Annotated in this window: 17 protein-coding genes and 3 tRNA genes; 9 read left to right on the top strand and 11 right to left on the bottom strand. The window is 72.3% G+C overall.

Going from position 1 to position 22,275, the window contains the following annotated elements; all coding sequences use genetic code 11:
* The first annotated feature begins 43 nt into the window (after positions 1-43).
* The 4 genes from ABZ840_RS05680 to ABZ840_RS05665 all read left to right on the top strand — a co-directional run bounded on the left by ABZ840_RS05680 (position 44) and on the right by ABZ840_RS05665 (position 1,030).
* The gene (locus ABZ840_RS05680; protein ID WP_052866369.1) at positions 44-364 is read left to right on the top strand and encodes an Lsr2 family protein; all 321 of its coding nucleotides are present in this window, start codon (positions 44-46) and stop codon (positions 362-364) included.
* 186 nt (positions 365-550) lie between these two features.
* Positions 551-622: transfer RNA gene (locus ABZ840_RS05675), tRNA-Gly, on the top strand.
* A gap of 75 nt (positions 623-697) precedes the next feature.
* Positions 698-770 (top strand) — tRNA-Gly (locus ABZ840_RS05670).
* Positions 771-954: 184 nt separating this feature from the next.
* Positions 955-1,030 (top strand) — tRNA-Gly (locus tag ABZ840_RS05665).
* 51 nt (positions 1,031-1,081) lie between these two features.
* Here ABZ840_RS05665 and ABZ840_RS05660 read toward each other — a convergent pair.
* The 4 genes from ABZ840_RS05660 to purD form a co-directional block, all read right to left on the bottom strand.
* Complete coding sequence (locus ABZ840_RS05660; RefSeq protein WP_361553755.1) at positions 1,082-1,996, bottom strand: phosphoribosylaminoimidazolesuccinocarboxamide synthase; 915 nt, start codon at positions 1,994-1,996, stop codon at positions 1,082-1,084.
* A 185-nt stretch (positions 1,997-2,181) separates the two neighbouring features.
* Positions 2,182-3,660, bottom strand: a complete 1,479-nt coding sequence (locus ABZ840_RS05655; protein WP_361553752.1) for a N,N-dimethylformamidase beta subunit family domain-containing protein — start codon at positions 3,658-3,660, stop codon at positions 2,182-2,184.
* A gap of 422 nt (positions 3,661-4,082) precedes the next feature.
* Entirely contained in the window at positions 4,083-6,065 is a 1,983-nt protein-coding gene (locus ABZ840_RS05650) for a hypothetical protein (RefSeq protein ID WP_361553748.1), read from the bottom strand.
* 383 nt (positions 6,066-6,448) lie between these two features.
* Complete coding sequence (gene purD / locus ABZ840_RS05645) at positions 6,449-7,708, bottom strand: phosphoribosylamine--glycine ligase (RefSeq protein WP_361553745.1); 1,260 nt, start codon at positions 7,706-7,708, stop codon at positions 6,449-6,451.
* Between the two features lie 456 nt (positions 7,709-8,164).
* On the opposite strand from purD, the gene ABZ840_RS05640 reads away from it, so the two are divergent.
* Positions 8,165-8,929, top strand: a complete 765-nt coding sequence (locus tag ABZ840_RS05640; protein ID WP_361553742.1) for an SLATT domain-containing protein — start codon at positions 8,165-8,167, stop codon at positions 8,927-8,929.
* Between the two features lie 67 nt (positions 8,930-8,996).
* On the opposite strand, the gene ABZ840_RS05635 is transcribed toward ABZ840_RS05640, so the two are convergent.
* From ABZ840_RS05635 to ABZ840_RS05620, 4 genes are all read right to left on the bottom strand, one after another.
* The gene (locus tag ABZ840_RS05635) at positions 8,997-9,647 is read right to left on the bottom strand and encodes a hypothetical protein (RefSeq protein WP_361553739.1); all 651 of its coding nucleotides are present in this window, start codon (positions 9,645-9,647) and stop codon (positions 8,997-8,999) included.
* Between the two features lie 58 nt (positions 9,648-9,705).
* The gene (locus ABZ840_RS05630) at positions 9,706-10,383 is read right to left on the bottom strand and encodes a GntR family transcriptional regulator (RefSeq protein WP_361553736.1); all 678 of its coding nucleotides are present in this window, start codon (positions 10,381-10,383) and stop codon (positions 9,706-9,708) included.
* Between the two features lie 240 nt (positions 10,384-10,623).
* Positions 10,624-11,982 (bottom strand): aspartate aminotransferase family protein, encoded by a 1,359-nt coding sequence (locus ABZ840_RS05625; RefSeq protein ID WP_361553733.1) that lies wholly within the window; start codon positions 11,980-11,982, stop codon positions 10,624-10,626.
* Positions 11,983-12,572: 590 nt separating this feature from the next.
* Positions 12,573-13,142 (bottom strand): hypothetical protein, encoded by a 570-nt coding sequence (locus ABZ840_RS05620; protein ID WP_361553729.1) that lies wholly within the window; start codon positions 13,140-13,142, stop codon positions 12,573-12,575.
* 392 nt (positions 13,143-13,534) lie between these two features.
* Here ABZ840_RS05620 and ABZ840_RS05615 point away from each other — a divergent pair, with 392 nt between their 5' ends.
* Both ABZ840_RS05615 and ABZ840_RS05610 read left to right on the top strand, forming a co-directional pair.
* On the top strand, positions 13,535-14,272 hold the full coding sequence (locus ABZ840_RS05615) for a response regulator transcription factor (protein WP_361553726.1): 738 nt from the start codon (positions 13,535-13,537) through the stop codon (positions 14,270-14,272).
* A 5-nt stretch (positions 14,273-14,277) separates the two neighbouring features.
* Complete coding sequence (locus tag ABZ840_RS05610) at positions 14,278-15,705, top strand: HAMP domain-containing sensor histidine kinase (protein ID WP_361553724.1); 1,428 nt, start codon at positions 14,278-14,280, stop codon at positions 15,703-15,705.
* A gap of 51 nt (positions 15,706-15,756) precedes the next feature.
* Here the strand turns inward: ABZ840_RS05610 and ABZ840_RS05605 are convergent, their stop codons facing one another.
* Positions 15,757-16,563 carry a polyphosphate polymerase domain-containing protein gene (locus tag ABZ840_RS05605; protein WP_361553721.1) on the bottom strand — a complete coding sequence of 269 codons (807 nt, stop codon included), beginning with the start codon at positions 16,561-16,563 and terminating at the stop codon, positions 15,757-15,759.
* Positions 16,560-17,306, bottom strand: coding sequence for a DUF4956 domain-containing protein (locus ABZ840_RS05600; RefSeq protein WP_361553718.1), 747 nt, complete (start codon positions 17,304-17,306; stop codon positions 16,560-16,562). Before ABZ840_RS05600 ends, ABZ840_RS05605 begins: the two co-directional genes overlap by 4 nt.
* 318 nt (positions 17,307-17,624) lie before the next feature.
* On the opposite strand from ABZ840_RS05600, the gene ABZ840_RS05595 reads away from it, so the two are divergent.
* Positions 17,625-18,608, top strand: coding sequence for a phosphatidylinositol-specific phospholipase C (locus tag ABZ840_RS05595; RefSeq protein WP_361553715.1), 984 nt, complete (start codon positions 17,625-17,627; stop codon positions 18,606-18,608).
* 145 nt (positions 18,609-18,753) lie between these two features.
* A complete protein-coding gene (locus ABZ840_RS05590; protein ID WP_361553712.1) occupies positions 18,754-20,664 on the top strand; it encodes a serine/threonine-protein kinase in 1,911 nt (636 codons plus the stop codon).
* Between the two features lie 88 nt (positions 20,665-20,752).
* Here ABZ840_RS05590 and ABZ840_RS05585 read toward each other — a convergent pair whose 3' ends face one another.
* Positions 20,753-22,039 (bottom strand): adenylosuccinate synthase, encoded by a 1,287-nt coding sequence (locus ABZ840_RS05585; protein WP_361553709.1) that lies wholly within the window; start codon positions 22,037-22,039, stop codon positions 20,753-20,755.
* Positions 22,040-22,275: the final 236 nt, after the last annotated feature.

Genomic DNA, 22,275 nt, shown 5'->3' with positions numbered 1-22,275 from the left:
CCCCATGTCAGCACCGAGATGCTGCACGAAAGGACCGATATCCGTGGCGCAGCGCGTAGTGGTCACGCTCTCCGATGACATCGACGGCGGAGAAGCCGCAGAGACGGTCACCTTCGGATTGGACGGTAAGACGTACGAGATCGACGTCAATCCCGCCAATGCGGAGAAACTCCGCGAGGTGCTCGCACCGTACGTCGAGGCCGGCCGGAAGCGGGCGAAGTCCGGCAAGGCCTACCGCCACACCTCGGTGGCGGCCGATCCCGCGGCGGTCCGGGCGTGGGCCCGCTCGCACCACATGGAGGTGCCACCGCGGGGCCGGATCCCGAAGAAGGTCTACGAGGCGTTCGAGGCCGCCAACAGCTGACGATCCACGGCCGCCCGCGTCCCTGCCGGGGCGCGGGCGGCAGGTTCTTCCGGGGCCGCGGGCGATCGTCCGGCTCCGGCTCCGGAGACCGCGTGGGCAGCGGACTTGCGCTGCACCCCCGTTGATCAGCTAAAGTCTGGAGCACGCCGAGGGGCGAGGCCGGAAGGCCGGGCCCCGAGGAGTCACGCGGGTGTAGCTCAGTAGTAGAGCGCCCTCTTTCCAAGAGGGAGGCGCAGTGTGCAATCCCTGTCACCCGCTCTGACAGTCTCGACCACTCCTCTGGATCAGGTAGAGTAGCTGTCGCGCCGCTCGGTGAAAGCCGGGTGGATGCATGCGGACGTAGCTCAGTTGGTAGAGCGCAACCTTGCCAAGGTTGAGGTCGCGAGTTCGAGCCTCGTCGTCCGCTCAGGAAAGAAGGCCCCGGTCCTTGTGACCGGGGCCTTCTGCTTTTCTCATGCGTCCGCCCCGTTGACCGGGAAAACGATCTGTGGCCGTGGCCACAATCCTTCCCGCCCGCCACCGGAGGGGCACAAGCACCCCGCCCGGTTGGCTATAGTGGTGCACGCACCGAGCGCTTCGGCGCCGGAGATGCGGACGTAGCTCAGTTGGTAGAGCGCAACCTTGCCAAGGTTGAGGTCGCGAGTTCGAGCCTCGTCGTCCGCTCCATACGAAAGGGCCCCGGTCATCGACCGGGGCCCTTTCCGTTTCCCTGGACGCTCAGGACCACTTGAGCCCGGTGAGCCGCTCGTAGGCCTCGACGTACTTCGCACGGGTCTGCGCCACGATCTCCGCCGGCAGCGGGGGCGGCGGCTGCTCGCTCTTGCGGTCCCAGCCGGAGTCCGGCGACGTCAGCCAGTCCCGGACGAACTGCTTGTCGAAGGACGGCTGCGCGCGGCCCGGCTGCCACTGGTCGGCCGGCCAGAACCGCGAGGAGTCCGGCGTCAGCACCTCGTCGGCAAGGGTCAGCGTCCGCGTGCCGTCCGCGCCCACCGAGTAGCCGAACTCGAACTTGGTGTCCGCCAGGATGATGCCGCGCTCGCGCGCGATGTCCCGGGCCCGGCCGTACACCGCGAGCGTCGCCTGGCGCAGCTGCGCCGCGGTGTCCGCGCCGACCTGCCGGGCGACCTCCTCGTAGGAGACGTTCTCGTCGTGCTCGCCGACGGCGGCCTTGGTGGCCGGGGTGAAGATCGGGCCGGGCAGCTCGGAGCCGTCCTGCAGGCCCTCGGGGAGCGCGAGTCCGCAGACCGTACGCGACTCCTCGTACTCCTTCAGGCCCGAGCCGGTGAGGTAGCCGCGGGCCACGCACTCGACCGGGACCATCTCCAGGGACTTGCAGACCAGGGTGCGGCCCGCCCAGTCGGCGGGGGCGCCGGCCGGGACCTCGGTGGAGAGCACGTGATTCGGTGCCAGATCGGCGAGCTGGTCGAACCACCACAGCGAGAGCTGGGTGAGGACCCGGCCCTTGTCGGGGATCTCGGTGGGCAGCACCCAGTCGTACGCGGACGTGCGGTCGCTGGCGACCATGATCAGGTCGCCGTCGGCGTTCTCGTAGAGGTCGCGCACCTTGCCGGTGTGGAGATGGACCAGGCCCGGCACCTCCACGGGTTCGGGCTTTTCAACGAATCCGGACACGCTGCCTCCGCGTAGGTTGATCCAGGAGTCCTTCCGATTCTCGCGCATGCGGGGGCCCGGCAGCGCTTCAGGGTGGGCCGACGCGGCGCACGCCCGGCCCCGCACGCCTTCCGGCGCCGGCACGGCCGGCACCCGTCGGCGCGCGCGACCCCGGCCCGCGCCTCCGCGCGCGGGCCGGAGGCCGCTCAATCGCGTTTGCAGATGCGGTCGAGGAGATTGGCGGTGGCCCGCTGGATCCGCTCGTCGATGTGGCCGGGCCGGTCCAGCGCCGGCGACCAGGCGAAGGTGCCGGAGGCAAAGACCAGTGCCCCGCTGGGCGCCCGGTACAGCGACGTCTCCTGGTGGCGGCGGACGCCCTCGCCGTCGCGGTACGGGGAGTGCGCCAGCAGCACCCGGCTGGTGCTCTCGGGCAGGTTCGTGCGCGGGAAGTACCGATCCGCCTCGCCGGCGACCAGCCCCGCCAGCTCGTCCCCTTCGTGCGCGCCGGTGGCCTCCCACAGCCAGTGGTCGCCGTTGCGGACCACCAGCGGCGCCGGCTCGGGCACCCGGCCCGCGTACTGGATGCCCATCAGCTCCTGCTCGGGCCGGCCCATCTCGCGCCAGAGCGCGGGGCGCCCGGGGCCCTGGCGCTTGCGGCAGGTCAGCAGGGAGTCCGGGCCCGAGGGCGACGGGGACAGCTCGACCTGCCAGTACATGGTGTTGGCGGAGAGGAAGACCAGGGACGTGCCGCTGTCCCGGGCGCGCTCGGCCGCCTGCCGCATGGGGACCGACCAGTACTCGTCGTGGCCGGGGAAGACCAGGCCGCGGTAGCGCGACGGATCGACGCGGCCGGCATGCAGATCGCGGGCGTCGGCGTAGGCGAGGTCGTAGCCGTACCGTTCCGCCCAGCGGATGAAGTCGTACGCGTGCCCGACGTGCAGGGGCAGGCCCGCGCCCGCGAAGGGGCGGTCGAAGGAGACCGTGACGGCCGCGTCCTTCTCGCCGAGCAGCGCGCCCTCGTCGTCCCACGCGTGGTACAGGCTGGCGCCCGTCCGGCCGTCCTCGGGGTAGAGGTTGTACGCCTGCCACGTGACGTCCGGGAGCAGCAGGAGCAGATCGGCGGGGCGGTCGTCGCGGACGGTGAAGGGGAGGTGGCTGCGGTAGCCGTCCTCGGTGGTCAGCACCGCGACGTACGCGCCGACGTTCCAGTACTCCGGGATCTGCAGCCGCCAGGAGAGCCACCAGTGGTGGCAGGAGACCGTGCGGTCGGCGGTGAGCGGGGCGGGCTGGACGATGCCGGAGAGCCGGGGACTCGTGGTGATCTTCGCGGCGCCGGCCGCCGCGTAGTGGCCGATCCGGTAGACGTCGATGCTGAACGGCTGCGGCGGGTCGACGGTGATCCGGAAGTCGATGGCCGCACCGGGGGCGACCGCGCCGGTCGTGGCGAAGCCCTTGATCTGACGGTGCACGTCGTCGGCCGTACGGGGGCCCGCGCAGGAGCGGGGCAGCGGCACGGGCGCTCCGTCATGGGTGAGGACCGGATCGACGTACCAGGGGACCACCCGGCCGGAGTCGAAGTAGTTCTCGCTCCCCCGCAGCCAGGGAAGTGGCCCCTGCCCGAACGGGTCCGTCACGGCATGCGCGAGCGCACCGGACTCCCACCGCCGGATCTGCTGTGTGCCCACGCTCCCACTCCCCTCCCACGCCCACCGTTCGGTCCGCCTGTGCTGTCGCCCGTACGCGGTCGCCCGTACGGACTGTGTGTACGAGCCCGGGTCGCGGGCTCGCGGGTACACGTTTCGTTCGTAAGAGGCAGGGCGAGTACCCCCAGCACATCACATTACGCACTTGGATCGTCACCCTTCGTCGTGAATTTACTCGCGGAAACGACTGAAAGGTGAACCGGAGGCGCATACCTTCCGGCGTTCCGGGCCAGGGTGACTGGTTGGGCATTCGATACGACGGGGGCGTCCGGTACGGCGCGGGTGTCCGGTACGGCAGGGGCGTCCGGTACGACGGGGTGCCTCCGGCACGACGATGAGGTCGGAGGGCGTGGAGCCGGGCAGGACGGGGTGCCCGTCAGCGGTCTGCGGGTTGCGGTCCGCGGTCAGACGAGGCGTACGGGCTTGTCCGGGCGGACGCCCAGTTCGCCGAGCCAGTCGCGCAGCGGCTCGTCGTCGCCGTCGTCCACGAGGCTGCGGACCGTACGGCCGACGTCGGCCCGGCGGGCGCCGTCGACCAGCAGCGCGGGCCCGTCCAGCCAGTCCAGGCCCGGAGCGGCGCCGGCGGTGTCCACGGCGGCGCAGCACACCATCGCCATGACGTGATCGGCGAGCAGTTCGCGGCCCGTACGGGGCGCCTGCAGGGGGAACAGCGGAACGCCGCCGTCGACCAGCCCGTCCCCCCAGGACACTCCGGGACCGGCGAACTCCGCGGTCTCCTTGGCCGGTCCCGACGCGGGCGACGACGCCCTGCGGTCGGCGGTGGCCCGCTCCTCCCGCTCCAGCTCGGTCACCAGGCGCGCGGCGACGAGGTCGCTCGCCGCGTCGTCCCCGGCCAGCCGCTCGATGACCCGGGTAAGCGTGGGCCCGGCCACGGCGGGCTCGCCGCCGTTCACGGCACCGGCCGGCCGAGCCCGGCCGCCGGACCGCTCGCCGGTCTCCGCCGGTGCCTCGCCGAGGCTCCGGCCCGCTGCGGCATCGGCCGTCCCGACGGGCTCGGCCACGGACCCCTTGGTGCCCACCGGCTCCTTCGCCCGCACGGGCTGAGCCGCGGCTTCGGTTGCCCGTACAGCCTCCGTCGCCGGTACCGCTTCCGGCGTCCGTACGGGCTGTGGCGCGGCGCCCTCGGCCGGGGCGGCGGCGGACGGGAGGGCGGGCAGGTCGTCCAGGACGCGGTGCAGGCGGGCGGCCTCCAGCCGCCACTTGCGGTCGACGACCTCCTCCGGATAGCGGTCCCAGGCGATCGGCGCCCAATCGGGGCCGGTCTCGGCCGGGCCGCCGTGGAAGAGCCGGGCGGCCAGCAGGGACGCGGCGCGGTCGATGGCGCCGGGCTCCTCCAGCAGGTCGCAGGCCGGGCGCTCGCCGAGCCGGGAGGTGAAGCCCTCGGCGAGGCGGTCGCGGCGGGAGAGCTCGGTGAGCGCGGAGACCACGCCGGCGTCCAGCCGGGCGGGCCAGCGGCCCATCCGCCAGGCCGGCAGTGCGACCCGGGTCAGCAGCCGGTCCCAGCCCGCGTACGCCAGGCCCACCTGCTCCTGCGCGACGATCCGCAGGCCGTAGTCCACGCCCTGGGCACGCTCGGACGCCGCGGCCGCGACGCCCCGCTCCATCTGGGTGGCGTGCTCACCGCAGGCACGCAGCAGCAGCCGCGACACCCGGCCCACGAAGCGCAGCGGTACGCCGCGGAGCGTGCCCCGGGCGCGGGCGGCGACCGCCACGGCGGCGTCCAGGCCGCGCACGAAGCGGCGCGCGGCCGCTATGTCGGGGTGCACCGAGGGGCCCGTACCCGCGACGACGGGGGCCAGGAGGGCACGCAGCTCGCCGACCCGCATCCACCACAGAAAGGGCGAGCCGATGACCAGGACCGGCGCCGGTGCCTGCCGGGCCGCCCCCGATCCGGTGCCCGCGCGGGAGGCGGCCGGGGCGGGGCCCGCTGCCGAGCCGCCGGGCGGAGCGTGCGCACGGTGCGTGCGGTCCTCCAGCCAGCTGTCGCAGTCGGGGGTGAGCGCTATCGCGGAGGGCGCCGGGACCTCCAGACGGTCCGCGAGGTCGCGCACCAGGCGGTACAGATCGGGCGCCGACTCCTCGGCGACCGGGACCGTGGGGCTGAGCGCGGGCCGGGCCCGGGCGACCACCGCGGCGACCAGCGCCGCCAGCAGCAGCGCCAGCACCGCGAACCCCGCCACGATCCAGCGGGCGAGGGCCCAGCCGCCGGAATCCCAGGAGCCGAGCCCACCGGTCGCAGCCCCGGCGAAGAGCACCACGGCCAGCGCGGCCGGCAGCACGGCCAAGCCCAGCGCCGCGCCGCGGATCCGCAGCACCGCGAGCGCTCGGGCGCGTGCTGCCTGTTCGCCTGCCTCCGGACCTGCCACGAGCCTGTACACCCCCTGCTGTCCTGCTTGAACGGGACGGAGAGAACACGGGACGGAAGAGACCGGCAACTGCCGTCGGCCGCTGGCGACCGTCGACGCGTTGCTCGTTCTCCACCACTCTGGCACCGGCCACTGACATCGCAATGCCGGTGAGCCACTTGCCGGACGTCTCGGGGGCGGCCGGGCCGGGGAGCGGAACGGTCACCACAGGACGCTTGCGCGGAACCCTAGTTGGGGCGCCGCCGCACGTCAGCCGTTAACCGGTTTGGTCACTCGATGGAATGGCTTTGGGTAAAGCAAGGAACCGGCCGTCGGACGGCCGGTTCCTCTCATGGGGCGGGACCGGGCCGCCACCAGGGCCGGGCGGGTCCCGCTGCGTCTCCTCAGCCGGCCTGCTCCGCGGCCTTGGCCGCGATGTCCGTCCGGTGGTGGGACCCGTCGAGCGAGATCCGGCCGACGGCGGCGTACGCGCGGTCGCGGGCGGTGGCCAGATCGGTCCCGGTGGCGGTGACGGACAGTACCCGGCCACCGGCGCTGAGGACCCGGCCGTCCGCGTCGTACCGGGTGCCCGCGTGCAGCACGTACGCCTCGGGGGCGTCCTGCTCGGCGACCGCGTCCAGACCGGTGATCGGGTCACCCGTACGCGGGGTGCCCGGGTAGTTGTGCGAGGCGACGACGACCGTGACGGCCGCGCCGTCGCTCCAGCGCAGCGGCGGGAGGGCGGCGAGGTTGCCGGTCGCCGAGGCCATCAGCAGGCCGGCCAGCGGGGTCTGCAGGCGGGCGAGCACGACCTGGGTCTCCGGGTCGCCGAAGCGCGCGTTGAACTCGATCACGCGGACGCCGCGCGAGGTGATCGCCAGGCCCGCGTACAGCAGGCCGGAGAACGGGGTGCCGCGGCGCCGCAGCTCGTCCACGGTCGGCTGCAGCACGGACTGCACGACCTCGTCGACCAGCTTCGGGTCCGCCCACGGCAGCGGGCTGTACGCGCCCATGCCGCCGGTGTTCGGGCCCTCGTCGCCGTCCAGGGCGCGCTTGAAGTCCTGGGCGGGCTGGAGCGGTACGACGGTCTCGCCGTCGGTGACGGCGAAGAGGGAGACCTCGGGGCCGTCGAGGAACTCCTCGATCACCACGCGGTCGCAGGCCAGAGCGTGCGTCCGGGCCGCTTCCACGTCGTCCGTCACCACGACGCCCTTGCCGGCGGCGAGGCCGTCGTCCTTGACCACGTACGGCGCACCGAACGCGTCCAGGGCCTCGTCGATCTCGGCGGGGGTGGTGCACACGTAGCTGCGGGCGGTCGGCACGCCGGCGGCGGCCATCACGTCCTTGGCGAAGGCCTTGGAGCCCTCCAGCTGCGCGGCGTCGGCGGAGGGGCCGAAGACCGGGATGCCGCGGTCGCGCACGGCGTCGGCGACACCGGCCACGAGCGGCGCCTCCGGGCCGACGATGACCAGTTCCGCCTGCAGGCTCAGGGCCAGCTCGGCAACGGCCGCGCCGTCGAGGGCGTCCACCGGGTGGAGCTCGGCCACCTCGGCGATGCCGGCGTTGCCGGGAGCGCAGTGCAGCGCGGTGACGTCGGGGTCGAGGGACAGAGAGCGGCACAGGGCGTGTTCGCGGGCGCCGCCGCCGATGACGAGGACCTTCACGGGAGCAGCCTAGTCGTCCCGGGTGACAGCACACGGCCGCGCCCCTGAGCGCGACGCCCTCCGGCCCTGCGCCGTACGGAAGAACGGCTGCGAGATCGGTCGAAGTCGCAGCCTCTTCGGCCACCCGAACGAACACAACCGGGCACGGCTGGTCCAACATGCGCATACGTACGACTGAACAGGGATAAACAGGTACAGCCCGGCGAACGGGTACAGCTGATCGAGGGACGCGCGCGTGTCCCCATCCTGGGTACCTAGGTGGGGGTCGCGGGGTGTAGCAACTCCTTCGAGTGAGGCCGGGAACAGGCCTATACCTGATCCCGCGCCACTTCCGGGCGGAAATAGCTCGATCCTGGCGGCAACGCCAGCCGTTCGGCGGTAGGAAGGGTGTCGCGCGCCACGGCCGTCTCCATCGCCACGCGCGCACCGCACGTATCTTCAACAGGGAGTCCACGGGTGAGCCAGCCGGAGATGCAGCCCGAGAGGCCTCCCGAGGGGCCCCCTCGGGAGGAAGGCGAGGACGCACAAGGACGGGATCGCGGTGATCTCGCCGGCCGTGCGTTCCCGCTCGGTGACTGGGGTGAACCGGCCGAGCGCCTGGACGAGCTCTACCAATGGGCCGAGACCGGCGCGCTGCACGTCATCGACTGGTACCTCGCGGACCGCGTCGCCAAGCGGCGCACCGCGCGGATCCTGCGCGCCGGCGCCGCAGCAGGCGTCTCGGCGGGCGCACTGCTGCCGCTCCTCGGCCTCACCGGCGCGCTGGACGACGGCACGCAGTACGGCTACATCGCGCTGCTGCTCGCCGCCGTCTGCGCGGGCTGCGACCGCTTCTTCGGTGTCACGGCGGGCTGGATGCGGGACGTGGCAGCCGCCCAGGCCGTACAGCGACGACTGGAAGCACTGCAGTTCGACTGGGCGTCCGAGAGCGTACGAGAAGTCCTCGGCCCCACCGAGGGCACCGCCTCCGAGGCCGCCGAACGCTGCCTCTCCGTACTGCGGCGCTTCAACGAGGACATCGCGGAGCTCGTCCGCAGCGAGACGAACGACTGGATGATGGCGTTCCGCACCGGACAGGTGCCGACCGGCAACCAGACGGCACCCGCCCCGTGGGGACCGCAACGCCAGGAGACCGTCCCGGACCGTACGGGCCGCATCGTCCTCCCCCCGGGCACCCGCCCGAACATGCCACGCCAGCGACCGCCCGAGCCGCCGCGGTGATGGCGGGGGGCGTGCCCCGGCCCGTACGGAACGCGCCGTTCAGCTGAAGAAAGTCGCCTGAGGACGGTCAGCTGAAGACGATCATCGAGCCCTGGCCCAGACTGCGGGTCGCCGCCGCGTGCAGCCCGAGCCACACATGACGCTCCCGGGCGAACGGGCCGTCGTCGGCGACCGCCCCCTCCACCCGCTCCTCCAGCTTCGTCGGCCGCTCCGGCGGCGTCGGCGCGGCCGGCGGATTGGCCGGGTCGATACCGATGGCCGGCGCGACCACCTCCAGCTCCCTCAGCAACCCGTGCGAAGAACCCAACGGGCCGCCCCCGGCGAGGAGTTCCTCATTCGCCAGCGGATGCGGGAAGTCCACCGGTACGTACGCACCCGCGTGGTCGTAGTGCCACACCAGGTGCGACTCCTGGGCCGTGCTCTCGAACATCTCCAGCAACTGCTCGTAGTCACCGCCCAGTTCGTCCACGGGTGACACGGCGAGACCACAGATCTGAAGCAGATACGCACGGCGAAGGAAGTGCAGCGCGTCATAGTCGAACCCGGCGACCGGCGCGACGTCCCCGGAAAGGCCCGGCATGTAGTTGAAGACCGGTACGGGCGGAAGACCCGCCTCGTCCAGCGCTTTGTCGTAGGCGGCGAGCTCTTCGGAGAAGGGATTGTCGGGGCTGTGGCACAGCACGTCGACGAGGGGGACGAGCCACAGGTCACACGCCACAAGTTCTCGCTTCCGTTCGGGTCCGGCAGACGAAGCCGATGGTCGGGACAGCGTAGTGCTAGGCGAGGTTCTCGACGAGGGCGAGGGCGTGGGCGTTGTACTCGCGGACCAGGCGCTGCGCCGTGCTCACATCGCGGTGCACGACCGCGTCCGCCAACTCCTGATGCCCCTGCCACAGATGACCGCGCAGATCCGCTTCGGCGCGCAGCATCGGCACCGCGAACACCCACCCCTGTACCCGCATCCGGTCCAGGAAATCGGCAATACAGGGATTTCCCACGAGATTGCCGAACTCACGCCAGAAGCGCAGGTCGTAGCCGATCAGTACGTCCAGGTCCCCACAGCGCGCCGACCGTTCCGCCTCCTCCGCACGGCGCCGGAGGGAGACCAGCGCATCGGACGTCACCCCGTGCATCAGCTCCTCCGCACGCGTACGGAAGACCCCCTCCACGACCAGCGTGCGGGCCTCGACCATGGCCCGGTAATCGGCCGCCGTGAACGTGTGTACGCAGAAACCGCGGTGCTGCTCCACGTCCAGCAGCCCCTGCGCGGCGAGGTCGAGCAGCGCCTCGCGCACCGGCGTCGCCGACACGCCGTACTGCTCGGCGATCTCCTTGACGGTGAACTGGTGGCCCGCGGGCAGCCGTCCGGCCAGCACCTCGTCCCGCAGCGCATCCGCGATCTGCTGGCGGAGCGTGCTGCGCTGGATGACTCCGCTGACCGGCCCGGCGGGCATCGTGTCCGTCTCCTTCCGCGACCGCGCGGCAGAAGCGCAGCCCTCGCTCTCACGATAGGCGAGCGGCGGGCGGGACGGGTGGGACGGTGGTGGTGAAAAGGGGTGGGGGCGGTGGTGACGGGTGGGCGTGAGAACGGGTGTGGGGTGGGGGGAAAGGCGCCGGGCCGGGCCGCCACCGAAAAAATGGTGGCGGGCCGGCCCGGCGGGGCGACTTCCGTCCGTGTGCGGTGCGGCGGGGCGTCAGACGGTGTGCGCGTCCGCCACCGTCAGGGCCTCGTCGAGGGCGGCCAGGCCCTCCTTCGCCTCCGTCTCCGTGACCGTGCACGGCGGAACCACGTGCGTACGGTTCATGTTCAGGAACGGCCACATGCCCCGCTCCTTGCACGCCGCCGCGAACTGCGCCATCGGGGCGTTGTCCGCGCCCGACGCGTTGTACGGCACCAGCGGCTCGTGCGTCTCACGGTTCTTGACCAGCTCGAGGGCCCAGAAGACGCCCATGCCGCGCACCTCGCCCACCGACGGGTGCCGCTCGGCGATGTCCTTCAGCGCCGGGCCGATGACGTTCTCACCGATCTCCGCCGCGTTCTCCACGATGCGCTCCTCCGCCATCGCGTTGATCGTCGCGACCGCGGAGGCGCAGGCCAGCGGGTGACCGGAGTACGTCAGACCACCCGGGTACGGGCGCCTGTCGAAGGTCGCGGCGATCTCCGCGGAGATCGCGACACCGCCCAGCGGCACATAACCGCTGTTCACGCCCTTGGCGAAGGTCATCAGGTCCGGCGTCACGTCGAAGTGGTCGGCGGCGAACCAGCGGCCCGTCCGGCCGAAGCCCGCCATGACCTCGTCCAGGATGAAGACGATGCCGTACCGGTCACAGATCTCCCGGACGCCGGCGAGGTAGCCGGGCGGCGGGACCATGATGCCGGCGGTGCCCGGAATGGTCTCCAGGATGATCGCGGCGATCGACTGCGGGCCTTCGAAGGCGATGGTGTCCTCGAGGTGGCGCAGCGCGCGCTCGCACTCCTGCTGCTCGTTCTCCGCGTGGAAGGGCGAGCGGTACAGGAACGGGCCCCAGAAGTGCACCACGCCGGCCGACGCGGTGTCCGAGGGCCAGCGTCGCGGGTCGCCCGTGAGGTTGATCGCCGCCGCGGTGGCACCGTGGTACGAGCGGTACGTCGACAGCACCTTGGACCGGCCGGTGTGCAGCCGCGCCATGCGCACGGCGTTCTCCACGGCCTCGGCGCCGCCGTTGGTGAAGAAGATCTTGTCCAGGTCGCCGGGCGTGCGCTCGGCGATCAGGCGCGCGGCCTCGGACCGCACGTCCACGGCGAAGCCCGGGGCGAGCGTGCACAGCTTGCCGGCCTGCTCCTGAATGGCCGCGACGACCTTCGGGTGCTGGTGCCCGATGTTGGTGTTGACCAGCTGCGAGGAGAAGTCCAGGTAGCGATTGCCCTCGTAGTCCCACATGTACGAGCCCTCGGCGCCCGCGATCGGCAGCGGGTCTATCAGGCCCTGCGCCGACCAGGAGTGGAAGACGTGGGCACGGTCGGCGGCCTTCACGGCCGCGCCGGCGGCGGGGTCTGGTTGCGTCGTGGTCACGGTCACTACCTCGGATCGCTTCGGGCCGCCAGGACATCGGGAACGCGGGAAAACGCCGTACCGGAGGACGCCGCGCTGCGCGGACGCCGTACCGCGAAGCCGCTGCATGCGCTGCCGGAGCGCTGATCAGCGAGACGCTGCACTGCGACCACCTGCGCGACGACCACGCCGTACTGCGAGAACGCGGGAACGTGGGGCGGCGGACGCTCACCAGCCTAAGGATCACCGCACCGACGCCGGTACCGACAGTGTGTATGGGTGTGGGGGGAGGCTCTGACAGGTTGTCGATGGGGGTGGGGGGCGGGGCTCGGCGGGGTGGGGGGCTGGGGGCCGGGGGCCGGGGGCCGGGGCCGTGGGGCGCTGAGCCGGGCCGGGGCCTGGGTGCCGGAGCCGAGCCGGGGCCAGCCGGGGGCCGAGGCGGGGCCGGGGGCCGGACTCGGCGGCCGAGGCGGGGCCCGGGGTCCAGCCTCGGCCCCTTCCCTACTGCCCGGGCCCGGGGGGCTCCCCTCCCTCCCCCTCCCCCACCCCGCCCCTCAGTCGTCAGTCATCCTCAGCAGTCGTCGGTCGTCCCCAGTAGTCGTCAGCCGCCCTCAGTCGTCATCGTCGTCGTCCTCATCGCTGTCGTGGTCGGCCACCGGTATGGCCTTCGGGTGGCCGTCGGTGCAGCGGATCGCGTACGTACGGTCGTCGCCGTCGTCGATCGGTTCGAACTCGATCGTGGCGGCGTCGGAGGGGCCGCGTTTCACGGTGTCCATGTGGTAGCCGGAGGCCGGGCTCCAGACAGTGAGGTAGACGGCACCGTCGGGCCGGCATTCGGCGGTGGCGCTGCCTCCGGTCACATTGACGGTGCCCACCTGCGCGGCGGAGCCGGAGGAGGTCCCGCCGGGAGTCTGCTCGGCGCCCTCGGTCGGGGTGCCGGATCCGCTCGCGTCCGGGGAGGCGGGGCCGGAGGCGTTGCCGCCGGGGTCCGGGGAGCCGTCGGGCCGGGCGGAGGTGCGCGCGGCCGCGAGCTTCTGGCGAACCCCGTCATCGTCCAGCGGCTCGGCCCGGCTGTTCCGCGACCCCATGTCGGTGTTGGCCAGGGACCATGCGCCCAGGCCGCCCGCTCCCGCGAACGCGCACACCCAGACTGCGGTCACCACCGCGCCTCGCCACTTCATCGCGCGTCCTCCTTTCCCATTCCTCTGTCCTGTGTTTTCTGATGCTGCCGGTTCGCCGGGGCCTCGTCCGGCCCCGGCGGCTGCCTGGTCCTCTGTGGTCTCGGTGGTTTCACTGTGCCTGCTCGGGCCGGCGTCGGGCGGTTTTCCACAGGGCGGATTTGCTGGGGGCCGGGCTCGATCGGGTGAGCCGGTTGTCCACAGCGTCCGCGCCCCGGCGGCGAAACCCTCCGCGACGTACGCATGGAATCCCTCGCAGCCCACCGGATCCCACCGGATCCCACCGGACCAGGCACGATCCAGACTCCCGCACCCTTCCCTAACGTCCGGTTAAGGCGGCCACAAAGCCTGTGGTCGATCGCCCGGGCGAGATCATCGCTGGTTACCGTGGCGTCATGTCCCACCTGCTCGTCGTCGAGGACGACCCCCAATTGCGCAGCGCGCTGGTGCGGGCGCTGCGGGACCGCGGTCATGCCGTGGCCACTGCCGCGACCGGGATGTCCGGCCTCGACGCCGCGGTCACCGACCGGCCCGACCTGATCGTGCTGGATCTCGGACTGCCCGACGTGGACGGCGCCCAGGTTCTGCGGATGCTGCGGGCGGTCAGCGACGTACCGATCATCGTGGCCACCGCGCGCGACGAGGAGGGCGACATGGTCGCGGTGCTCGACGACGGCGCGGACGACTACATCGTGAAGCCGTTCGGCGCCGCGCAGCTGGACGCGCGGATCAAGGCGGTGCTGCGCCGGCTGGGGACCGCCGAGCCGGAGGCGCCGCTTCGGGTCGGCGGGCTGGTCCTGGACACGGCTGCGCGCGAGGTCGTGCTGGACGGTGCGCCACTGGATCTGACGCCGCGGGAGTTCGACCTGCTGGTCTATCTCGCCCGCCGCACCGGTCAGGTGGTGTCGCGCCGGGAGCTGCTGGCGGAGGTGTGGCAGCAGCCGCTCGGCGGCGCGGACAAGACGGTGGACGTGCATCTGTCGTGGTTGCGCCGGAAGCTCGGGGAGACCGCGCAGCAGCCCCGGTACCTGCACACCGTCCGTACGGTGGGCGTCAAGCTCGCGGCCCCCGAGAGCGACGACGGCGGCGACGGTGACGGCAGTGGCGGCGGCGCGTCGCGGCGTCCGGAGTAGCTGCGATGCGTCTTCGGATTCTGCTGGTCACGGCTCTGACCACCGCACTCGTCCTCGCGGCCCTGCTGGTGCCGCTCGCGATCCTCACCCGTAGTCATGCCGCGGACCGGGCCACCGCCGATGCGACGGCCCGTGCGCAGTCGCTGGCGGCCGGTATCGGTACGGCGCTGGCGCACCCCGGCCCGGAGGGCAGTCGATCGACTGCCGCGTCGCTGGTCACGGCCGCCAATGGGCCGGATCTCCCGCAGACGTCGGTGATCCTTGCCGACGGGACGGTGCTGGGCCCGCCGTCGCGCGTCACGGATGCCGTGCGCCTGGCGCGTTACGGGCGTGCGTTCGCGTACGCGCCTCCTGGGGGCGGCCAGGTCGTGCTGGTTCCCGTGCAGGGCGCGTCGGGCGGTACCGCCGTCGTTCATGTCGCGCTGTCCGACGAGCAGTTGTACGCGGGGACGCTGCCGTCCTGGCTGGCGTTCGCCGGGCTCGGTGTCGGGCTGGTGCTGCTGGGGCTGCTGGTCGCGGACCGGCTGGGGGCCCGGCTGGTCGGTTCGACGCAGCGGCTGGCGAAGGTCGCGGACCGGCTGGCGGCCGGTGATCTGACGGCCCGTGCGGAGCCCGAGGGGCCGCCGGAGCTGCGTCTGGTGGCCGGCGAGCTGAACAATCTCGCGGGCCGCATCGAGGGCTTCCTCACCGCCGAGCGGGAGAACGCGGCGGACCTGGCGCACCGTCTCCGTACGCCGGTCGCCGCCCTGCGTCTGGATGCGGAGGGTTTGCGTGATCCGGGGGAGGCGGAGCGGATCGCGGCGGACGTGGCGGCGTTGGAGCGCAGTGTGGACGAGGTCATCCGTACGGCGCGCAAGCCGTTGCGGGAGGCCGCGGGGTACGGAGGTGCGGGTGGTCCGGGGCGTGCGGGGGCGGGTGCTCCGTGTGCCGATCTGGTGGCGGTGGCCCGTGAGCGGGCGGATTTCTGGCGGCCGCTGGCCGAGGACCAGGGGCGCACGCTGGACTTTCACGCTCCTGATGCGCCGGTGTCCGTACGGGCGGACGAGGCGGAGCTCGCGGCGGCGGTCGACGCACTCATCGGGAACGTCTTCGACCACACGCCGGAGGGTGTCGGTATGCGCCTCTCCGTGTCCGCTGCCGAGCACGGGCACGAGGGTGGGGCGGTCAGTGGCCGTATCGGGGGCGGCGGGGTGCTGGTCATAGAGGACGACGGGCCCGGCTTCCCCGAGGGGCACGTCCCGCAGCGGGGCAAGAGCGGCGGTGGTTCGACGGGGCTCGGCCTGGACATCGTGCGCCGTGTCGCGGAGGAGTCCGGGGGCCGCACGGTGCTGACCGCGGCGCGCCGGGCCGGTGGCCGGGACGCGGTTCCCGGCGACGGGGACGGGGGCCGTGGTGCCCGGGTGGAGGCGCACCTCGGCGGTCCGTCGGCGTGATGCCCGCCCGGGCCGTCCTCCCGCCGGGCCGTTGCCGTCACGCGGTCCCCGTCACGCCGCGTGCGGCTGGGCCGGGGCGAAGACCGTGCGGGTGGCGCGGCGCCAGGCGTTGGCGGTGAGGTCGGGGCGGAGGGCGGAGAGCGCGCCGCAGTACTTGGTGAACTCGGCCGGGCGGACGCCATAAGCGTGCAGCAGCCGGTCGGCTTCGGTCAGGTGGCCGTCGGTCTTGGACTCGACCAGGACGAGTCCGCTGTCGGCGCGGACGGAGCGGCCCGTGCGCGGGTCGTGGCAGACCATGCCGGCGTCGCAGGTGATGCGCTGGCCGTCGGCCACGAAGGTGGCCCGCTGGTAGTCGGTGACCAGTGAGGTGGCGAGCTCGGTGGGGGCCGCCAGGTCGTAGTTGCGGCGCAGCACCGAGGAGAGGAAGTCGCGCGGTGCCCGGTCCAGGGCGGTGTCGCCGGGGAGCATCGGCTGCCGGAACTTGACCGTTTCGCCGCGTCCGCTCTTCAGCTTGATCTCGAACTGCCGCTCGCCGGTGTCCTCGTAGAGCCGCTCCCGGATCTTGTAGCGGAGCCGCCGTCCCTGCCGGTGGTCGTGGAAGGCCCGCAGGTCGGGGGTGTCGTAGTAGAGGGAGTTGTACCGGAACCAGCGCCGGCCGTTGATGCACAGCGACTTGAAGGGGCCGCCGGGGCGCTTGGGGTCGGTGAGCCGGGCGGCGAAGTCGGCGAAGGTCTCGACGGGCACGAGGTAGCTGTTGTCGTGCCGGGCCAGCAGTTCGGCGCGGGCCTGGACCTCGGCGAGGGTGATGGGGTGGGCGGCCAGTGCGGCACGGGCGATGGCGCGTACGGCGGGGTTCACACGGTCTCCTTCGAGGCGTTGGCGGTACGTCCGGAGGGGAGTTCGGTGGTGCGGTCGGAGTGGTGCGCGGTGGTGCCGTGGTCGGGTACGTGGGGCGAGCGGTCGGCGCGGTACTGGGTTGCCGGTTCCCCGGGCGCCTGGTGGTCAGTCGCCTTGTGAGGCGTACGAGCGACGGCGAGCGAACGTTCCATCTCGCGGTAGCGGACGTCCACGACCGTCACGTCCCGGACGAAGTCGACCTGCTTGACGGTCCAGTTCAGCGGCTCGCCCACGCGGCGGGCCAGGTCGGCGCGGAGTGCGGCCGGGTCGGTGTGGACGACGTCCAGCGTGACGACCGTGCGGCGGCTCCGCGTGAGCAGCTTGGGGTGGTCGGCGCACCAGATGACGAAGAGCAGCAGCACGGTGAAGATCGCGGCGAAGCCCAGGTTCAGCTGCGGGAGCCCGCACAGCAGGCCGAGGACGAGGGTCGTGAAGTAGTACGCGACCTCTTCGTGCTGGATGGAGTCCGAGCGGAGCCTGATGATCGACAGCACGCCGAAGAGGCCGAAAGCCAGCGCTGTGCCGCCGCTGCCGTTGACCTCCGCGAGCGCCGCGACGACCGAGAAGAGCGCGACGTTCAGGGCCAGGTAGGCCGGTACCAGGTCGCGGCGCCGGTGCCGTGGGTAGTACACGGCGAAGGTGAGCACGCACACCGCGGCGAGATCGAGCCCGAGATGGGCGGCCAGCTGTCCGAGAGTAGTCATCGCTTCCTCGTCCGGTCACGGGTGGCCGACCCGTCCGGCGGCCACGTCTCCTGCGATTCGCTCCCGGGGCGCGGCGGGGGAGGCCGCGCCCCGGGAGGCACAGGAAAAACGTAGGAACCGGCGGGTTAAAGGCGCCCCCCATCGGCGTTAAGGAAGTCGAGCCGAGGGTCGACCACGGCAACGAGACGCCCCACGGGTTTCTTCAGTCCCGCCCGCCCCTGCTGTCGCTGCGGCTACTCTCCTGTTCACCACACGCAGCTCCGCCGCCGAGGCTCGTGCCGTGTGGTGCCGGGCCGCATGCCACTGGGAGGGTTCCGCATGCCCATCAGCCGTCGAGGGTTCGTCGCCGCGGCCATGGCCGGCTCCGCCACCGCTCTGCTCGCCGGGTCGCCCGCCCGGGCGCTCACGGCCCCGGCCGCCCCCGCGACCGGCCGCTCCGCCGCGGCGGTCGATCCCGCCCGGTGGATGTCCGCGCTGCCGGACGGCATCGCGCTGACCCGGCTGACGATCCCGGGGACGCACGACACCTGCGCCACGGACCCGATGAACGGTACGGAGTGGTCGCACACCCAGAACATGGGCATACCGGAGCAACTGCGGCGCGGCATACGGTTCTTCGACATCCGCCTCGGTACGCCGCCGCCGGACGTGCCCGGTGAGCTCGGCGTGTACCACGGGTCGTACTACCAGGACATCACGTTCAACACCATCCTCGATCAGTGCCGGGACTTCCTGCGGTCCTCACCGGGCGAAACCGTGCTGATGCGCGTCAAGAACGAGCACGGACTGACCGACGCCCAGCTCAGCGACGAGTTCGCCGAGTACCTCGGGCCGAAGGGGTACGGGGACCTCTTCGCCGTCCGGCCCACGCTGCCGGCGCTCGGCACGGCCCGCGGCAAGGTCGTGCTGATCACCCAGTTCGCCTCCGGGCTGAGCGCGCCCGCCTGGCCCGCCGGCGACAACGGCACCTTCTCCAACGAGTGGTTCGAGCTCCAGGACCACTACGCGACGTCGGTCGACACCAAGCGGCAGGACATCCTGCGGCACTTCGACGCCGCGACGGCCCATCAGGACTCCGGCCGGCTCTACCTGAACTTCACCAGCCTCGCCCCGGACGCGGCCAACGGCTTCCGCTGGCCCAAGCACCTCGCCGACGCGGTCATGCCCGCCGTCCTGGACTACTTGGCCGCCCCTCGGCCCGGCGTCCACCTCGGCGTCGTCATCATGGACTTTCCCGAATTCCACCCCCCTGCCGTGGAGTCGCTCATCGCCCGCAACTTCCCCCCGACCACGACTGCCTGACAACGAACCCGCCGGAGCGATCGTTCCCGCCTCGTGACGCCCCGGCTGCCCGCGTGCGATACCCGGCCGCCTACGCTCGGCTGACGATGCCGTAACGCCACAGGACGCGACGGCAACGGCAGAGCGAACGGGGAGGGTGCCGGGCATGGACGGTCTCAAGGGGCTGACGGCCGAGGACCCGCGGACGATCGGCGCCTACCGCCTGCTGGGCCGGCTGGGGGCCGGCGGCATGGGGCGGGTGTATCTGGCGCGCTCCGAGGGCGGCAGGACCGTGGCCGTGAAGCTGGTCAGGACCGAGCTGGCGGTCGAGCAGGAGTTCCGGGACCGCTTCCGGGCCGAGGTGGCGGCGGCGCGGCGGGTGGGCGGCCGGTGGACCGCGCCCGTACTGGACGCGGACACCGAGGCGGACGTCCCGTGGGTGGCGACCGGGTACATCGCGGGCCCGGCGCTGAGCGAGGTCGTGGAGAGCACGTACGGGTCGCTGCCGGAGTACGGGGTCAGGCGGCTCGCCTACGGGCTGTCCAGCGCGCTGCTCGACATCCACGGCGTCGGCCTGGTGCACCGCGACCTCAAGCCGTCGAACGTCCTGCTGACCATCGACGGCCCCCGCGTCATCGATTTCGGTATCGCGCGGGCGCTGGATGCGGTGAGCGAGCACACCCAGACGCAGGTGGGGATGGTCGCCGGCTCGCCGAGCTTCATGTCGCCCGAGCAGGTGCGCGGGGAGCGGGTCACGCCCGCCAGCGACGTCTTCTGCCTGGGTTCGGTGCTCGCGTACGCGGCGTCCGGGCAGATGCCCTTCGGGTCGCCGGCATCGGGCGTGCACGCGGTGATGTTCCGCGTCGCCGAGTCCGCGCCCGACCTGGCCTCCGTGCCGAAGCACCTGCAGGAGCTGATCGGCAGCTGCCTGGCGAAGAACCCGGAGGAGCGGCCGGCGCCGGAGGACATCGTCTCGGAGATCGGGCCGGTGAGCAGCGGTGGAGCGAGCTCGCCGTGGTTGCCGGCTCAGCTGGTCGCCCAGTTGGGGCAGCAGGCCGTCCGACTGTTGGACGCGGACACGCCGCCTTCGGGGCAGCCGGCGCGCGGACGTACGGAGGAGGCGGGTGGCGCGGCCCCTTCGGAGCGCTCGGACTCACGGACGACGGTCCTGCCGGCCGGCTCGGGAACGGCGTCGGGCAGCGCGTACGGGCCCGGCGGCGGGCCGGGCCCGGGTGGTCCGCACGGCGGCCCGGACGGCTCCGGGAGCAGCCCCGCGGTCCCCGCTCCGGCCGGGTCCCGGCGGCGCCGCTGGCCCCTGGCGCTGGGCGCTGTCGCCGTGGTGATCGCGGCCGCCGGTGTGGCGACGTTCACCGTGCCCGCGCTGGGCGGCGGCGGGCGGAGCGGCGGCGGCTCCGACATCCCGGCGGCCTACGTGGGCACCTGGACCGGTGCCGTGGAGCGGGACGGCGTGCCCACGGGGCAGCAGCGGCGGTTCGTGATCTCGCACGGGTCGGTGGGCGAGGTGGTCGCCAACAGCATCAGCCTCGGTGCCACGTACGAATGCAAGAGCGACGGGAAGCTCGTCTCCGTGTCGGACGCGGACGGGCTGCGGCTGGACACCACCGTGGTGGGCTCCGCGCCCGAGGGGCGCTGCTCGGCGCTGGGTGAGCACAGCCTGAAGCGCGGGCCCCGCGGCACCCTCGTGTGGAGCGCGGCGGGGCGTACGGCGACGCTGCGGCCCGCGGGCCACGAGGTGGTGCCGACGGCGTATCTGGGCACGTGGGAGCGGCCGAACGCCGATGGTGTGGGCACGCAGCGGGTGACGATCGAGCGCGTCCCCGTGGGCAGCGCCGCCGTGACCATCGAGGTGCGGGGCAGTGGCGGGCACTGCACGGCCCGTGCGGACTTCTACTCGGCCGACGGGAAGCTGACGGTCGGCCCCTCCGTGGTGCAGCGGCGCGCCCCCGGGTGCACGGCCAGCAGTTCCTCGTACTTCAGGATCGCGGGCGACGGCTCTCTGGTGCGCGAGTTCCGCGGCAACGACAAGCAGCCGCGTTCCTACACGAAGGTGCAGTGAACGCGGCTGCCGGCCGTCACTCCGGGGGTGGCCCGCCACGGGGCGCACGGCCCCCGTGGGGCAGGGGCCACGGGCCCCTTCGGGTGCCTCAGTCCAGGAACGAGTTGATCTGGATCGTCTCGTCGCGGCCCGGGCCGACGCCGATGGCGGAGATCGGGGCGCCCGACATGTCCTCCAGCGCCTTCACGTACGCCTGGGCGTTCTTCGGGAGCTCGGCGAAGGTCTTGGCCTTGGTGATGTCCTCGGACCAGCCCGGGAGCATCTCGTAGACCGGCTTCGCGTGGTGGAAGTCGCTCTGGTTGTGCGGCAGCTCCTCGACCCGCTTGCCGTCGATCTCGTACGCGACACAGACCGGGATCTGCTCCCAGCCGGTCAGCACGTCGAGCTTGGTCAGGAAGAAGTCGGTGAGGCCGTTGACGCGGGTCGCGTAGCGCGCGATGACCGCGTCGAACCAGCCGCAGCGGCGGTCACGGCCGGTGGTCACACCGCGCTCGCCACCGATGGTGCGCAGCGCCTCGCCGTCCTTGTCGAACAGCTCGGTCGGGAACGGGCCGGCGCCGACGCGCGTGGTGTACGCCTTCAGGATGCCGATGACCCGGTTGATCTTCGTCGGGCCGACGCCGGCACCGGTGCAGGCACCGCCGGCGGTCGGGTTCGACGAGGTCACGAAGGGGTACGTGCCGTGGTCGACGTCCAGGAGGGTGCCCTGGCCGCCCTCGAAGAGGACGACCTTGCCGTCGTCGATGGCGTCGTTGAGGATCAGGGTGGTGTCGGCGACGTAGCCCTTGATCTGGTCGGCGTAGCCGAGCATCTCCTCGACGACCTGCTCGGCGACCACCGCGCGGTGGTTGTAGAGCTTGGCGAGCACCTGGTTCTTGAAGTCGAGGGCCGCCTCGACCTTCTGGAGCAGGATCGACTCGTCGAAGAGGTCCTGCACCCGGATGCCGGTGCGGTTGATCTTGTCGGCGTAGGTCGGGCCGATGCCGCGTCCCGTGGTGCCGATCTTGCGCTTGCCGAGGAAGCGCTCCGTCACCTTGTCGACGGTGATGTTGTACGGCGTGATCAGGTGCGCGTTACCGCTGACCAGCAGCTTGGACGTGTCGACGCCGCGCTCGTTCAGTCCGCTCAGCTCGGAGAGCAGGACCGCCGGGTCGACGACGACGCCGTTACCGATGACCGGGGTGCACCCCGGCGAGAGGATCCCGGAAGGGAGCAGGTGCAGTGCGTACTTCTGGTCGCCCACAACGACCGTGTGGCCGGCATTGTTGCCGCCCTGGTAGCGCACTACATAGTCGACGGACCCACCGAGCAGGTCGGTGGCCTTTCCCTTGCCCTCGTCACCCCACTGAGCACCGAGCAGCACAAGTGCGGGCACAGGCGTACACCCCTTCCGGGCGGGGCATGTCCAACGTGCGAGCGGCTCACTGCCTGGTGCAGCCGCCGCGCGAGCCGTCGAACCGGTGCCCCGGATAGACGAAGCCCCTGGCGCAACAACGACAGGGGCTCTTGCACCGAGAGATTACCCAACATTTCTCTCGGGCGACGAACAGGACAGCCCCGGGGCGCCCGGCCGGCGCCGGGGCACGGGGGCCTGCGGCGGTCGCGACGACC

Origin of the sequence: Streptomyces sp. NPDC047117 (assembly GCF_040643545.1) — a bacterium.
Classification (GTDB): Bacteria; Actinomycetota; Actinomycetes; order Streptomycetales; family Streptomycetaceae; genus Streptomyces.
The sequence above is the reverse complement of the archived record's forward strand: the minus strand, read 5'-3'. Positions and strand labels throughout refer to the sequence as shown.

Excerpts from the sequence above, each read along its gene's own strand:
- ABZ840_RS05630 (WP_361553736.1), bottom strand. The coding sequence starts at position 10,383 with ATGCCCGCCGGGCCGGTCAGCGGAGTCATCCAGCGCAGCACGCTCCGC.
- ABZ840_RS05620 (WP_361553729.1), bottom strand. The coding sequence starts at position 13,142 with ATGAAGTGGCGAGGCGCGGTGGTGACCGCAGTCTGGGTGTGCGCGTTC.
- ABZ840_RS05615 (WP_361553726.1), top strand. The coding sequence starts at position 13,535 with ATGTCCCACCTGCTCGTCGTCGAGGACGACCCCCAATTGCGCAGCGCG.
- ABZ840_RS05610 (WP_361553724.1), top strand. The coding sequence starts at position 14,278 with ATGCGTCTTCGGATTCTGCTGGTCACGGCTCTGACCACCGCACTCGTC.
- ABZ840_RS05600 (WP_361553718.1), bottom strand. The coding sequence starts at position 17,306 with ATGACTACTCTCGGACAGCTGGCCGCCCATCTCGGGCTCGATCTCGCC.
- ABZ840_RS05595 (WP_361553715.1), top strand. The coding sequence starts at position 17,625 with ATGCCCATCAGCCGTCGAGGGTTCGTCGCCGCGGCCATGGCCGGCTCC.
- ABZ840_RS05590 (WP_361553712.1), top strand. The coding sequence starts at position 18,754 with ATGGACGGTCTCAAGGGGCTGACGGCCGAGGACCCGCGGACGATCGGC.